General features: G+C 72.9%; 11 protein-coding genes, 1 tRNA gene and 1 pseudogene. 7 read left to right on the top strand and 6 right to left on the bottom strand.

Annotated features, from left to right (window positions below):
* Position 1: 1 nt before the first annotated feature.
* Positions 2 to 1,120, bottom strand: a complete 1,119-nt coding sequence (locus ACIQ6R_RS21190; protein ID WP_404222834.1) for an endonuclease/exonuclease/phosphatase family protein — start codon at positions 1,118 to 1,120, stop codon at positions 2 to 4.
* 140 nt (positions 1,121 to 1,260) lie between these two features.
* Between ACIQ6R_RS21190 and ACIQ6R_RS21185 the strand changes: the two are divergent.
* Positions 1,261 to 1,950: pseudogene (locus ACIQ6R_RS21185) on the top strand (response regulator transcription factor); the annotation flags it as partial.
* Positions 1,951 to 2,131: 181 nt separating this feature from the next.
* Positions 2,132 to 3,226 carry a sensor histidine kinase gene (locus ACIQ6R_RS21180; protein WP_404222833.1) on the top strand — a complete coding sequence of 365 codons (1,095 nt, stop codon included), beginning with the start codon at positions 2,132 to 2,134 and terminating at the stop codon, positions 3,224 to 3,226.
* 76 nt (positions 3,227 to 3,302) lie between these two features.
* Here ACIQ6R_RS21180 and ACIQ6R_RS21175 read toward each other — a convergent pair.
* A tRNA-Ala gene (locus tag ACIQ6R_RS21175) sits at positions 3,303 to 3,375 on the bottom strand.
* Between the two features lie 179 nt (positions 3,376 to 3,554).
* On the opposite strand from ACIQ6R_RS21175, the gene ACIQ6R_RS21170 reads away from it, so the two are divergent.
* Positions 3,555 to 4,103 (top strand): helix-turn-helix domain-containing protein, encoded by a 549-nt coding sequence (locus ACIQ6R_RS21170; protein ID WP_375906521.1) that lies wholly within the window; start codon positions 3,555 to 3,557, stop codon positions 4,101 to 4,103.
* Between the two features lie 87 nt (positions 4,104 to 4,190).
* Complete coding sequence (locus tag ACIQ6R_RS21165) at positions 4,191 to 5,930, top strand: protein kinase (protein WP_404222832.1); 1,740 nt, start codon at positions 4,191 to 4,193, stop codon at positions 5,928 to 5,930.
* 27 nt (positions 5,931 to 5,957) lie between these two features.
* Here ACIQ6R_RS21165 and ACIQ6R_RS21160 read toward each other — a convergent pair whose 3' ends face one another.
* Entirely contained in the window at positions 5,958 to 7,364 is a 1,407-nt protein-coding gene (locus tag ACIQ6R_RS21160) for a hypothetical protein (protein WP_404222831.1), read from the bottom strand.
* 209 nt (positions 7,365 to 7,573) lie between these two features.
* The gene (locus tag ACIQ6R_RS21155) at positions 7,574 to 7,702 is read right to left on the bottom strand and encodes a DLW-39 family protein (RefSeq protein ID WP_003999697.1); all 129 of its coding nucleotides are present in this window, start codon (positions 7,700 to 7,702) and stop codon (positions 7,574 to 7,576) included.
* Between the two features lie 338 nt (positions 7,703 to 8,040).
* Between ACIQ6R_RS21155 and ACIQ6R_RS21150 the strand changes: the two genes are divergently transcribed.
* Complete coding sequence (locus ACIQ6R_RS21150) at positions 8,041 to 8,415, top strand: DUF6344 domain-containing protein (protein WP_404172975.1); 375 nt, start codon at positions 8,041 to 8,043, stop codon at positions 8,413 to 8,415.
* Between the two features lie 338 nt (positions 8,416 to 8,753).
* The gene (locus ACIQ6R_RS21145; RefSeq protein WP_404222830.1) at positions 8,754 to 9,521 is read left to right on the top strand and encodes a glycosyltransferase family 2 protein; all 768 of its coding nucleotides are present in this window, start codon (positions 8,754 to 8,756) and stop codon (positions 9,519 to 9,521) included.
* Between the two features lie 51 nt (positions 9,522 to 9,572).
* Here ACIQ6R_RS21145 and ACIQ6R_RS21140 read toward each other — a convergent pair whose 3' ends face one another.
* Positions 9,573 to 10,493 (bottom strand): FkbM family methyltransferase, encoded by a 921-nt coding sequence (locus ACIQ6R_RS21140; RefSeq protein ID WP_404222829.1) that lies wholly within the window; start codon positions 10,491 to 10,493, stop codon positions 9,573 to 9,575.
* A 26-nt stretch (positions 10,494 to 10,519) separates the two neighbouring features.
* Entirely contained in the window at positions 10,520 to 10,714 is a 195-nt protein-coding gene (locus ACIQ6R_RS21135; RefSeq protein ID WP_375906501.1) for a ferredoxin, read from the bottom strand.
* Between the two features lie 446 nt (positions 10,715 to 11,160).
* Here ACIQ6R_RS21135 and ACIQ6R_RS21130 point away from each other — a divergent pair.
* Positions 11,161 to 13,926 (top strand): NACHT and WD repeat domain-containing protein (locus ACIQ6R_RS21130; protein WP_404222828.1); only part of this gene is annotated, 2,766 nt, incomplete at its 3' end.

Here is a 13,926-nt window from a genome sequence, read left to right as displayed (position 1 = left end):
TTCACCAGCTGATTCCGGCCGCCACCGGCCGGTGGTCGCTGCCGGTGGCCGGCAGCAGCCACGAGCTCTGCGGCTGCACGCCGCGGACCAGGATCTGGTCGATCCGCACCACCGGGAACTTCGCCGGCCAGCTGAACCCGAAGCCGTCCCCGGCCGCGTCCTGGACCGAGTGCAACTGCGAGGTGATGCCGTCGAACGCGCGGTCGTCCATGGTTCCGTTCAGGTCGCCGAGCAGCACCACCCGCTCGTTCCGCTCGGCGGCGATCGCCTTGCCGAGCGCCTGCGCGTTCCTGTCCCGCGAGTCCGTCCAGAAGCCTGCCCTGGGGTTCATCCGTACGGAACCCAGGTGGGCCACGTACACCGCCAGCGGCCCCCGGTCCGTGGCCACCGTGGTGCGCAGCGCCCGGCTGTAGGCCAGCTTGATCTCGGCCGGCTTGGCGTCCCCCAGCGGTCCGACGTCCTGCTCGATGTCGACCGGCCGGGTGTCGGACAGCGGCAGCCTGCTCCACAGTCCGACCGTGCCCCGCACCGCGTGGTACGGGTACGCCTTCGCCAGTTCCCTCTCGTACGTGCCGCTGGCCTGCGGGGTGATCTCCTCCAGTGCCAGCACGTCCGCGCCGGAGGCGGCCAGGTCGCGGGCGGTGCCGGCCGGGTCGGGGTTGTCGGCGCCGACGTTGTGGCTCACCAGGGTGAGGTCGCCGCCCGGGTGAGACTTGTCGCCGAGCAGCCCGCCGAAGAGGTTCAGCCACACCGTGACCGGCAGCAGCAGCGCGACCGCCGCGGAGGCGGAGCGGCGCCACAGTGCCCCGGCCAGCAGCACCGGGATGAGCAGGCCGAACCACGGCAGGAAGGTCGCCACCAGGCTGCCGAGGCCACCGGGCCGATTGGGGATCTCCGTGTGCAGCAGCAGGAGCAGGCCGAGGAGCAGCGCCGATGCCGTGAGCACCGGTCCGCGCTTCCAGGGTCCTGGCCGGATGCCGTTACGGAACGCCCGGCGTACGTCCGCGCGCCGGGTCCCGCCAGAGCCGACGGCCGCCGGGAGACCGGCTCCGGTACCCGGCTCGCGGGGATCCGCCGGGCTGCCGCCCTGTCCGGTCCCCGCCGTGTCCACCTGCGTCATCGTCCGTCCTCGCTCACCGCTGTGTTCGTCGGCCCACTCCGGGCCCATGCTTGGAGGCAAGGGAAGACGGCACGGTGTTGCCGGCACGTATGCGGATTTCGATACGCCGACGATATGTACCGACTCGTAGCCTTGAGGCCATGCGTGTCTTGGTGGTCGAGGACGAGCCCTACATGGCGGAAGCGATCCGCGCCGGTCTGCGCCTGGAAGCGATCGCCGCCGACATCGCGGGTGACGGCGACACCGCTCTGGAACTGCTCGGCGTGAACACCTACGACATCGCCGTCCTCGACCGCGACATCCCCGGCCCGTCCGGTGACGAGGTCGCCACCCGCATCGTGGCCTCCGGCAGCGGCGTGCCGATCCTGATGCTCACCGCCGCCGACCGTCTCGACGACAAGGCCTCCGGGTTCGGACTCGGCGCCGACGACTACCTCACGAAGCCGTTCGAACTGCGGGAGCTCGTACTCAGGCTCAGAGCACTCGACCGCAGGCGCGCGCTCCCCAGGCCTCCCGTACGGGAGATCGCGGGTCTGCGGCTGGACCCGTTCCGCCGCGAGGTCTACCGCGACGGCCGCTACGTCGCGCTCACCCGCAAACAGTTCGCGGTGCTCGAAGTCCTCGTCACCGCGGAAGGCGGTGTGGTCAGCGCCGAAGAACTGCTGGAACGGGCGTGGGACGAGAACGCTGATCCGTTCACCAATGCCGTGCGCATCACGGTCTCCGCGCTGCGCAAACGCCTCGGCGAGCCGTGGATCATCGCCACCGTGCCGGGCGTCGGCTACCGCATCGACGCGGGGCCCGGCGTCGGACGTGTGGACGGTGCCGGACGTGCGGACGGCGTCGGTCGTGCGGACGGCGTCGGTCGTGCGGACGGTGCCGGACGTGCGGACGGCGTCGGTCGTGCGGACGGCGTCGGTCGTGCGGACGGTGCCGGACGTAAGGACGGTGCCGGCCCTGTGGACGGTGCCGGACGTAAGGACGGTGCCGGCCCTGTGGACGGTGCCGGACGTGGATAGGCCGCCCGGGCTGAGCGTTCGCCTCAAACTCACCCTCAGCTACGCCGGGTTCCTCATGCTCGCGGGTGCCCTGCTGCTCGTCGCCGTGGGAGTGTTCCTCCTGCGACAGGGGTGGTTGCAGACCAACGAAGCGGGGGCGGTGCGAGTAACCCCGGGCACCCTCTTCGTGCGCGGTTTCGCCCCGACGGCAGCCGCGGTGATGGTGTTCCTCCTGGTGTTCGGCCTCCTGGGAGGGTGGTTCCTCGCCGGCCGCATGCTCGCTCCCCTGACCCAGATCACACACGCCACTCGCATGGCCACCGACGGATCGCTCTCCCACCGGATCCGGTTGCCGGGCCGCGCGGACGAGTTCCGCGAACTCGCCGACGCCTTCGACATGATGTTCGCGCGGCTCGAAGCGCACGTTGCCGAACAGCGGCGGTTCGCGACCAACGCCTCGCACGAGTTGCGCACCCCGCTGGCGATCTCGAAGGCACTGCTCGACGTGGCCCGCACCGATCCGGACCAGGACACCGGCGAACTCGTCGACCGCCTGCGCGCCGTCAACGCACGGGCGATCGACCTCACCGAGGCACTGCTCCTGCTCAGCCGCGCCGAGCAGCGGTCCTTCACCCGGGAACGCGTCGACCTCTCCCTCGTGGCGGAGGAAGCAACCGAGACGCTCCTGCCCCTCGCGGAAGGGCAGGGCATCACGGTCGAGACCTACGGAGACATCGCCCCCACGAGCGGATCGCCGGCGCTCCTGTTGCAGCTGACCACGAACCTCGTGCAGAACGCGATCGTCCACAACCTGCCGGATCACGGCAACGTCTGGGTCCACACCGGAGTCCGCCCCAGGACCGTGGTGCTCACTGTCGAGAACACCGGCGAGCTGCTCACCCCCCAGGATGTCCCGACCCTCGCCGAGCCCTTCCGGCGCGGCACCGAGCGCGTCCACACCGACCAGGCAGGCGTGGGTCTGGGCCTGGCGATCGTCGACACCATCGCCCAGGCGCACGACGGCACTCTCACCCTCGCCCCGCGCTCCACCGGCGGCTTGCGCGTCACCGTGGAACTGCCCCTGGCGCCCCCGTACACCGGCAGGTGAAGGACAGGGGGGCACGACAGCAGCCAAAAAAAGCCCCTCCGAACCGCGTTTCCGCAGGCCAGAGGGGCTGTATGTGTGGAGCCTAGGGGAGTCGAACCCCTGACATCTGCCATGCAAAGACAGCGCTCTACCAACTGAGCTAAGGCCCCGCAGGAGGCGTCCGGCCGGTGAACCTCGTGCCGGCGGGGCGCCGCAGACAAGAGTACCGGGTCGCCCCCCGTATCTCACAAACGATTGGGGGTCCCGGTCAAACACCACGCTCCGTAAGATGCTCGGCGTGGTTCGCTGGAGCGAACTGCGGTTCTTGGGGAAGCGATGGGGAGACGCAATGGACGCCGCACAGCAGGAAGCCACCGCAAGAGCGCGGGAACTGCAGCGGAACTGGTACGGGGAGCCGCTGGGGGCGCTCTTCCGCAGGCTGATCGACGATCTTGGTCTCAACCAGGCTCGTCTCGCGGGGGTGCTGGGGCTGTCCGCGCCGATGCTGTCGCAGCTGATGAGCGGCCAGCGGGCGAAGATCGGTAACCCCGCGGTGGTTCAGCGGGTGCAGCTGCTGCAGGACCTGGCGGGGCAGGTGGCGGACGGCAGCGTGAGCGCGGCCGAGGCGACGGAGCGCATGGACGAGATCAAGAAGTCGCAGGGGGGCTCGGTGCTGAGCAACACCACCACGACCACGAGCAGTTCGGGGGCGCCCACGGTCAAGCGGGTGGTCCGCGAGATCCAGTCGCTGCTGCGCTCGGTGGCGGCCGCCGGGGACATCATCGACGCGGCGGACGCCCTGTCCGGCTCCCACCCGGAACTGGCGGAGTTCCTGCGGGTGTACGGCGCGGGCCGCACCTCGGACGCGGTGGCGCACTACCAGTCCCACCAGAACTGACCCCGGGATCCGGTCGCCGTAAGGGGGTACGGCGGCCGGGCCGCGGGAGTGGCGCGACAGGTCCCAGGGGAGGAGCGGCGCACAGCCATGGGTGAGGTGTTCGCGGGCCGGTACGAGCTGGTCGATCCGATCGGCCGGGGCGGGGTCGGTGCCGTCTGGCGTGCCTGGGACCATCGGCGCCGGCGGTACGTGGCCGCCAAGGTGCTCCAGCAGCGGGACGCGCACTCGCTGCTGCGGTTCGTGCGCGAGCAGGCGATGCGGATCGATCACCCCCATGTGCTCGCGCCCGCGAGCTGGGCCGCCGACGACGACAAGGTCCTGTTCACCATGGACCTGGTCACGGGCGGCTCGCTCGTCCACCTGATCGGGGACTACGGCCCCCTGCCGCCCGCCTTCGTCTGCACCCTCCTCGACCAGCTCCTCGCGGGCCTGGCGGCGGTGCACGCGGAGGACGTCGTGCACCGTGACATCAAGCCCGCCAACCTGCTGCTCGAAGCGACGGGGACGGGCCGGCCCCGGTTGCGGCTGTCCGACTTCGGCATCGCGATGCGGCTGGGCGAGCCCCGTCTGACGGAGACCAACCTCGTGGTGGGCACGCCGGGTTACCTCGCCCCGGAGCAGATGCTGGGCGCCGAGCCGGACTTCCCGGCCGACCTGTTCGCCGTGGGCCTGGTCGCCCTGTACCTGTTGGAGGGGGCCAAGCCGGACGCCAAGGCGCTGGTGCGGTACTTCGCCGAACACGGGACGCCGCCCGCGCCGCAGGGGATCCCCGAGCCGCTGTGGCAGGTCGTGGCGACGCTGATCCAGCCGGACCCGCCGGCGAGGTTCCGCACCGCCACGGGGGCGCGCAAGGCGCTGGCCGCGGCGGCGGAGCTGCTGCCGGAGCCGGGGCCCGACGACGAGCTGATCGAGATCTTCGACCAAGTCGGCCCGCTGCCCGCGGGGTTCGGGCCCGACGGGCCACTCAGGCGGGCCTCGGGTGTGGACGACGCCCCGCAGGACCCACGACGACCGCTCGGCCGTCCGGGACCGTCCCCGGAGGTTACGCCGTCGACTCCGGGCCGTACGCCGTCCACTCCGGGCCGTACGCCGTCGGCTCCGGAGGCCACGCCGTCGACTCCGGGCCGTACGCCGTCGGCTCCGGGCGGTGCCCCGGCGGCCCCGTACGGCACGGCAGTCCCGGGCCGTACGTCGTCCACCCCGGACGGCAGGGAGGCCCCGGACCGTACGCCGCCCACCCCGGGCGGCCCGGTAACCCCGGCCCAGACCCCACCACCCCACAACCGCACGCCGCCCACCCCGGCCGAAACCCCGGCGCCCCTCGGCTGGCTCCCGTCCGCCCCGGACGGCACGCCGTCGGCGTCGTCTCCCGGGCCTGCCGGGCCGTCCGCCATGTCGGAGACCGGCAGCTTCCATCTGCCGCCCCCGCAGCCGACCGTCACCTCATCGCCCGCGCCCGGTCTCCCCCAGCCGACCGCCGCCCCCTCGCCCGCGCCCGGCCCCCCGCAGCCGACCGCCACCCCCTCGCCCGGCCCCCCGCAGGCGCACGCACAGACCCCGGACCTCCCGGGCAGCCCGCGATACCGGACCCCGTACGCGCCTCCGCACCCCGCCCAGGCACTGGCACCGCAGCCGCCGGCCGACGTCCCCACCGCCACGTACACCGCTCAGAGCCCGCGGTCGCGCCCTCCCGCCCAGGCGTATCCACAGCACCGCGCGGCACGTCGCCGGCGCCGCCCCGGCCCTCCGGCCAGGGTGGCGGTTCCGCTGCTGCTCCTCGCGCTGGCCTGCTACGCCGTGGGTTTCTGGGCCCTGACCCGTATCTGAGCCCGGGCCTCCACCAGGCCCGCGCACTCAAGCCCTGCCGGGCCCGCGCCGCGCCGCCGCCGTCCACACTCCCAGGCCCACGAGCAGCAGGCTGCCGGTGCCGATGCCGCCCACGGCGACCGCCTTCATGGCGAGGTCGTCGCCCCCGGCACCGCCCTCCGGCGCGGCCTCCCGGTCCTGCGCCGAGACCTCGAAGACGCCCTCCGGCTCGGACTCCCCCGCGTACTCGGGGCCGGGCCGCGCCGCTCCCCCGAGCCGTACGCGCAACGTCACCCCGAAGGGGCCGTCGCCGAAGTCGTCGGCCACCTGTGCCGCGAGGTGCACCACGAGGTAGTAGGAGCCGGCGAACCGCATCGCGCCGGCCTGTGCGTCGGTGGCGTACCGGTTGGCGTACGCCACCGGCGGCAGGGGAGCGAGGCCGACGGACGTCGGGCGGCCGGTGTACCCCCTCGCGGCGTCGTCGACCTCGCCGCGCACGGGGTTGTGGAGGGCCAGGTGCAGGGCGCCGGTGGCGTAACCGGAGCCGTCGCCGGTGCTGCCGAGTTCGGCGGTCGCGTACAACTGGCGGCCCCAGTCGACCGGCACCTCGTAGAAGAGGGTCTGCCCGGGCCGGATGTCGTCACGCCATACTCCCTGCCCGACGGGGGTGGCGTGGGCGAAGCCGTTGCCGCCCGGGCGTCGTTCGGGCTCGCCGGTGAGGGGTGCGGGGGAGGCGGAGTCCCAGGTCTCGGGTGCGGTGGTCGCGCCGGTGCGCTCCGGGCGCGGTTCGGTGACGGCGGTGAGCTCCAGGTCCCAGGCCGCGGGCGGGGAGTCCTGGGGCCGGGACCGCTCGACCGCGACGTAGTAGGTACCGGGGTCCTGACACCGCGTTTCGCCGGGGGCGATCTCGCGCATGCCCCGGGCCGTGACGGGGCGGGGGCTGCGGGCGGCGCCGAAGGTCGCGCTGTCGGACGAGCAGGAGCCGCCCTCGGCGTCCTGTACGGAGACGCGGATACCGTCGACGGCGGTGACCTCGCCGTCGGGGCCGGGTACGGCGGTGACGGAGACGTAGGCGTCCGACGCCGCGTCGAGTTCGAGGCGGTAGTAGAGAGTGCCGCTTCTCGGCAGGGAACTGCGGTACGTGGCGCCGGGCTCCAGGCGTACGGCGTCCGAGGTGCCGCTCGCCCCCTCGATCCGCCGGGCGTCCTCGGCGAAGGCGTAGCCGGGGGGCGTACTCGCCGCGAGCGAGGCACCGGCGGGCAGGGCGGCGGTCGTGGCCAGGGCGGCGGTGGTGGTGAGTACGACGGTGGTGGTGAGTACGACGGTCACGACCACCAGCCGCAGGGGCGTACGCGGTCGGTCAGACCCTGATCCCGCACGCCCCGCTCGCCCCGCACGCGCTGATCCGCCGCGCCCCGCCCCGGCGCCCCACCGAGACGTACACCACCGCCCCATCACCCGCCACCCCTCGCGTTCACCGGCGCTGTCGCCGCCGCCCGGACCGGACCGTGGCCCATCCTGCCGCGCGACCCCGCGCTTCCGCGCCCCCGCACGGAACCCGGCAGCGGAATCCGGGCAGCGAAGTCCGGCAGCCGAGCCCGGGCAACACAAAACCCCGACCGTATGACGGCCGGGGTCTGCTCAGGACCGGATGTCGGTCGTACTCACGAACCCGTGGGCACGGAGTCAGTCGCCTCCGTCCACAGATCCTGCTCGGCGCGATCCGCCTGGATCTGGCGGTACACGAGGAGCCCGCCGATGGCGGCCAGTGCGACCAGGAGAAGCTTCTTCACCGCGCTACCTCGTCTTTCCTTGACGTAGGGGACCTCTGGCGCCCGACTATACACACCGGCCGATACCGATCGGTGACCTGTGCCGACGGCCAACTGCCCGCCGTCGGAGCCCGATAACAGCGGACGAAGCCGTTCCGATCGGAGGGTGATCACACCCTCACAGAACGCGACTTTTGTCCGTCTTCCGACCGCCTGGGCACGTTTTCCGACCCCTTGCGCCCATCCGGGTGGTGTTCATCTGAACATCGACGCGCCACGGGCGTCGGTCCACCACTTCGCGGTCCACATACACATCATGAGGAAAGTACGCAAATCGCCCAACCCGAAAGTGAGGGGTTATGGCCCGGAACAAGGTCATGACGCTGTGGACCACCATCGTCACCGCCTTCCTCGCGCTGTGCACGGCGCTCGGACTCATCACGACGACCGCCTCCGCGGCCGTACCGCAGACCGGAACGCACAGCAACACCGAGAGCGCCTCCCCCGAGGCGGCACCCGCGGCGGCGGCACCCTGGTCCTGGTCACGCACCGGCTCCCTGCCCCCCACGATGAAACAGCGCATCCGCGCCGAGGCCCACGGCAAGGCCCCCACCTGCCGCCACCGTCCGACCGTCGACGCCACCGCGACCTCCACCGACCTGCTGTGTGACGACACCGCGGAAACCCCGGCCCGGCACACCACCGCCCAGCACACCGAGCCGCTCCAACGCTGAGCGGTCCGGCGCGCGCACGGCACCCGCCGCGCCGCCCGCGCCGCCCGCACCCGACGTCACGGCGATCTGCGTACAGCACCACACGCGAGAAACGGCCCGGCCGCTCGACAGAGCAGCCGGGCCGCCGCCATGTTCGGGGCCACCCCGCTCACCAAGACCTCCTGAGGACTGCCTAGGCTTCACGGCCAGGCCCGCCGGCCGCTCGCCACCCGTGCCGGGATCGGCGGCAGCATGGCCAACGAGCCCTGGCCGGGCGGCACCCAGCACCGACTCCGCACCCCGGGCGACCGCACGGAACCGCTGTTGATCACTCGTCTGGAAAGGTGGTGAGTGCCGCCGTGAGCCGGCGCGTCATCATCGTCACGGCCGTCCACGGCCCCTCGGCACCCTTCCTGCCGGAGGCCCACGCGTCGCTGTGCGCGCAGGAGCTGCCCGCCGGCTGGGAGTGGCGCTGGGTGATCCAGGAGGACGGGCGGACGGACGATGTCCGGCCGCACGTGCCCGACGACCCGCGCGTCGTCTTCCGGCAGGGGCGGCCGGGACAGCAGGGCGGCCCGGGTATGGCCCGCACGATGGCCCTGTTCCACGCCGACGGCGAGTACGTGAAGATCCTGGACGCCGACGACCAACTTCCGCCGGGAGCCCTGGCCCGCGACCTGGCCGCCCTGGAGGCCGACCCGGCGCTCGGGTGGGCGACGTCGCGGGTCCTCGACCTGCTGCCCGACGGCTCGACGGCCGGGTTCCCGGGCGACCCGGACCACGGGCCGATCGAGCGCGGGCAGGTGCTCGACTACTGGAAGGCGAACGGTCACCGCCCCCAGGTCCACCCGGCGACGCTCCTGGTACGGCGCGATCTGCTGCTCGCGCTCGGCGGCTGGATGGCCCTTCCGGCATCCGAGGACACCGGCCTGCTGCTGGCGCTCAACTGCGTGAGCCGGGGGTGGTTCTCCGAAGAGGTGGGCCTTCTCTACCGCAAGTGGGAGGGCCAGTTGACCGGCCAGGCGGCCCATGTGGACCCCGCCGAACGGGAAGCCAGGATGGCGGTGGTGGAGGCCAGGGCGCGGGCGCTGGCCTCCTTCGGATGGCGCTTTCCGGCCGGTACCTGAGACTCCACCGGGTCAAGAAGGCGGGTCAAGAAGGCCGGTCAAGAAGGCGGGTCAGGGGAGCGTCTCCGCGTCGACCCGGGAGAAGATCAGGTCGCTCTCCTCGACGACGGGCCCCCGCCACCGGACCGGCACCCCGGGCTCACCGGGCTCACCACCCAGCGCCAAGGGATAGCTCTCGGGCGCGTAGTCGTTGGCCAGCCGGTAGACGTGGAAGCCCTCGTCGCGCATCACCCTCAGCAGTTCGCCGACGGAGTCCCCGAGCCGGGCCATGCGCTCGGGCGTCACCTCGACACTGATCTCCGCGTCGGGCCGCAGGCTGCCCAGCATCGGCGCCAGCCCGCGGACGACGCTCCCCTCCGCGCCCTCGACGTCGATCTTGATCACCCGGGCGTTCGCGATCTCCGCCGGGTCGAGGAGCTCCGGCAGCGGCCGCGCCTCGATGTCGAAGGTGGACTCCGCCGGGCCGTCGTACGGGACGATGCTGTTCGCGCCCATGTTGCGCGAGCTGGCGAGGACGAAGGTCAGGGTCTTGTGGCCGTCGGAGACGGCGGCGTTGAGGGCGCGGATGTTCCCGCGGGCGTTGAGCCCGACGTGCCGCACCAGACGGCGGTGGAAGACGGGGGAGGCCTCGATCGCGACGACCCTGCCCTCGTCGCCCACGAGCTGTGACGCGAGAACGCTGAAAACGCCGATGTTGGCCCCGACGTCGACGAAGCCGTCCCCCGGTCGCAGCCGGCGCCGCAACCAGGCCGTCATGTGCGGCTCCCAGGTGCCGAACAGGTACAGGTACCGCTGGATGAGATCCCGCGTGTCCACGGCGAACAGGTCCCCGGAACGCACTCTGACGACTCGCCGGCGGGGGTGCTCGCGCAGATGGGGGTTCAGCCAGCGCGCGGCGAGCGCCGCCTTCCCGAGGGTACCGGGGGCGTTCCGCACGTAACGGCTGCCGAGCGTGACCAGTACCTCGGACACGGGAGTGCTCAGTGCTCGGATGACGCTCAGTGCTCCCCTGTGATGGTGATCGCGGCGGAGGGGCACCCCTCGGCCGCTTCCCGCACCCGTGGTGCGTCGACCTCGTTCTCGCGACCGGGTATCACGGCACCCAGGCCGTCGACCTTGGTGAAGACGGACGGGGCCCGGTGGACGCAGTCGCCGGAGCCGTAGCACTGCTCGGGGTCGACGGAGATCCTCATACACACTCCAGCGGCGCTCGAACGGGAACCATCACGACGTGCCTGCCCGCGGATCGCCGCGCTGAATCCGTCCCGGCCGCTCGTCCGTCGGCCCGCGCTCGCGAGAGCGTCCGCGTCCGTCGGCATGGTTCGGCACCGGTCCCTCCCCTCGTGGGGACCGGAGCCAAGCCATGCCGACGGCGTGTGGTACGCGGTACCGGACCGGGTCGGAGAGGGCTGGGTCACCAAAAGCTGACCGAGAACGTGCGGCCTCATGGGGCGGCTCACCGGGCGCTGGGCCGCTGACCTGTCCGGGTGTCGGGCGGGCGACTCGCCACTGCGACGTGATCCTGCCAGCTGAGGTCGCCGCCGAGGAGGTTCCGGTGCGACGACCATGACGTAGCCGCAGGTCAGGCGTATAGAGTGAGTTTTCCGGTCCGGACGTCCAGGTGCGGGGGAAGTAAGGAGTGGAGACCTTGAGTTTCGACTCAGGGGCACGCACGGCCTTCGCGGAACGTCTCGCTCTGCTGTACAGGGAGGCGGGCAACCCTCCCCTCAAACGCGTGTCCGAGGCGGTCGTCCGGCTCCAGCGGGTCGACGAACGAGGGCGGCCCGTGCGGGTCTCCGCCCAGCGGATCAGCGACTGGCGGCGGGCCAAGAACGTACCCGCCCAGTTCCCCGCCCTCGCGGCGGTGCTGCAGGTACTCATCCCCCTGGCGCGGCGCGCGCGACCCGCACCGGTGTGCGCGGGCCTGTACGACCTGTCCCAGTGGCAGCGCCTCTGGGAGCGGGCGGTGGCCGACCCGACCGGCGAACGCCCCGCGCCGTCCCCCTCGGACGAGGAACAGCCCCCGGCCGAGGCTGGCCCGGCCGTCCCCGGCGGTGTCTGCCCCTACCTCGGCCTGGCCGCGTACCGCCGGCAGGACGCCGACTGGTTCTTCGGGCGGGAGCGGAGCACGGACGCCCTCGTCGCCCAGCTCCGCGCGGCGGAGGGCTCGGGCGGCCTGGTCATGCTCGTGGGCGCCTCCGGGGCGGGCAAGTCCTCCCTGCTGAACGCGGGCTTGGTGCCTGCCCTGCGCAAGGGCGCGCTGGACGACGGGGGCGGCGAGGACGACGGGCCCGGCCGGCCCAGGGAAGTACTCCAGCTTGTACCGGGAGCCGATCCGCTCGGGGAGCTGGCCCGCCGGATCCCCGAGCTCGCGCCCGTCGTGGCCGCCGTCTCCGCCTCCTCCACCACGAAGGACGCGGCGGAGGAGGAGCCGGGCGCTCCGGGAACCGCGCGGGCGGCCAGGGCCGCCTTCACGGCGTGGGCCCGCCGCAGAGCGGAAGGGTCGACGCGATCAGCGGCTGAATCAGCGAGGGAGTCGGCGACGAAGACGGCATCGGAGTCGGCGTCGGAGTCGGCATCGGCATCGACACCCCGTCCGGTCGTCATCGTGGACCAGTTCGAGGAGATCTTCACCCTCTGCGCCGACGACTCGGACCGACGCGCCTTCGTCCAGCTCCTCCAGGCCGCCTGCGCGCCCGGCGGTCCGGGTGACCCGGCGCCCGTGCTCGTGGCCCTCGGTGTACGCGCGGACTTCTACGAGCAGTGCCTGCGCCACCCCGAGCTGGCCGACGCGCTGCAGCACCGGCACATGGTGCTGGGGCCGCTGACCACCGCGGAGCTGCGCGAGGCGGTGAACGGCCCGGCCCGGGCCGTGGGCATGGAACTCGAACCGGGCCTGGCGGAGTTGATCATCCGGGAGGTGAGCACCGGCGGCCCGCGCGGGGCGCACGACGCGGGCGTGCTGCCGCTCCTCTCCCACGCCCTGCTCGCCACCTGGCAGCGCCGCAAGGCGGGCCGGCTGACGCTGGCCGGGTACCGCGCGGCCGGCGGAATCCAGGGAGCGGTAGCGGCGACCGCCGAGCGGGCCTGGTCGGGCCTCGACCCGGCGGCACGCACGGCCGCACGGCTGCTCCTGCTCAGGCTGGTCCGGGTGAGCGAGGACACCCAGGCCACCCGCAGGCGGGGCACCCGACGCCGGCTGGCGCAGGAGTCGAGGGATCCCGGCAAGACGGAGGAGTCGCTCGAAGCCCTGGTGCGCGCCCGGCTGGTGACACTCGACGCGGAGACCGTGGAGATCACGCATGAGGCGCTGCTCCACGCCTGGCCGCGCCTGCGCGAGTGGATCGACGAGGACCGCACCGGCAACCTGCTGCGCCAGCGGCTGGAGGAGGACGGCCGGGCCTGGGAGGAGTCGGACCGCGACGCCTCGCTGCTCTACCGGGGCTCCCGACTGGAGCGGGCCCGCGGCTGGGCGGAGTCGGCCGACGGCACGTTCCTGACCCGGAGCGCGGTGGATTTCCTGGCCGCCGCGGTCAGGCTGCGCAAACGCTCCGTCCTGATCAGCCGTGCCGCGGTGTCGGCGCTGGTCGTCCTCGCGCTGGTGGCGGTCGGTTCGGCGGTGGTCGCCTGGCAGCAGCGCAACGACGCGGTGTTCGAGCAGGTGGTGGCCGAGGCGGACCGGGTCCAGTACACGGACCCGTCGCTGTCGGCCCAGCTCGACCTGGCGGCGCACCGCCTGCGGCCGGACGACGAGAACGTGCGGAACCGGCTGATATCGATCGTGAACGCGCCGCTGGCCACACCGCTCCTCGGGCACACGGGCGCCGTCTACCTCACCTCCTTCAGCCCGGACGGGCGGACCCTGGCGACGGCGAGCTACGACCGGACGGTGCGGCTGTGGGACGTGTCGGATCCCGCGCGTCCCGAACCGCTGGGCAAGCCGCTCACCGGCCACACGAGCTGGGTCAGCTCCGCCGTGTTCAGCCCGGACGGCCGCACCCTGGCCGGTGCCTCGGACGACGGCACGATCCGACTCTGGGACGTCAGCGACCTGCGCCACCCGCGCCCGCTCGGCGCCCCCCTGGCCGGTCACGGCGGCACCGTCTACCTGCTCGCGTTCAGCCCGGACGGCCGCACGATGGCCTCCGCCCACGACGACCACGCCGTGCGGCTGTGGGACGTGGCCGATCCGCGCCGGCCGAAGGCGCTGGACACCTTGACGGGCCCCACCGCGGCGGTGCGTTCGGTGGCGTTCAGCCCCGACGGCCGGACGCTGGCGGCGGGCGGCGACGACAACAGGGTCCGGCTGTGGAACGTCGACGCCCCGGGCGACGCGACGCCGATCGGCGAACCGCTGGCCGGTCACACCGGGCTGGTGCACTCCGTGGCCTTCAGCCCCGACGGG

Origin of the sequence: Streptomyces sp. NPDC096048 (genome assembly GCF_044763415.1) — a bacterium.
Lineage (GTDB): Bacteria > Actinomycetota > Actinomycetes > Streptomycetales > Streptomycetaceae > Streptomyces.
This window is presented reverse-complemented; position numbering and strand designations above follow the sequence as displayed.

Bases quoted from the DNA above. Each gene is read 5' to 3' on its own strand.
- ACIQ6R_RS21190 (WP_404222834.1), bottom strand. From the start codon at position 1,120: ATGACGCAGGTGGACACGGCGGGGACCGGACAGGGCGGCAGCCCGGCG.
- ACIQ6R_RS21170 (WP_375906521.1), top strand. From the start codon at position 3,555: ATGGACGCCGCACAGCAGGAAGCCACCGCAAGAGCGCGGGAACTGCAG.
- ACIQ6R_RS21165 (WP_404222832.1), top strand. From the start codon at position 4,191: ATGGGTGAGGTGTTCGCGGGCCGGTACGAGCTGGTCGATCCGATCGGC.
- ACIQ6R_RS21160 (WP_404222831.1), bottom strand. From the start codon at position 7,364: ATGGGGCGGTGGTGTACGTCTCGGTGGGGCGCCGGGGCGGGGCGCGGC.
- ACIQ6R_RS21150 (WP_404172975.1), top strand. From the start codon at position 8,041: ATGGCCCGGAACAAGGTCATGACGCTGTGGACCACCATCGTCACCGCC.
- ACIQ6R_RS21135 (WP_375906501.1), bottom strand. From the start codon at position 10,714: ATGAGGATCTCCGTCGACCCCGAGCAGTGCTACGGCTCCGGCGACTGC.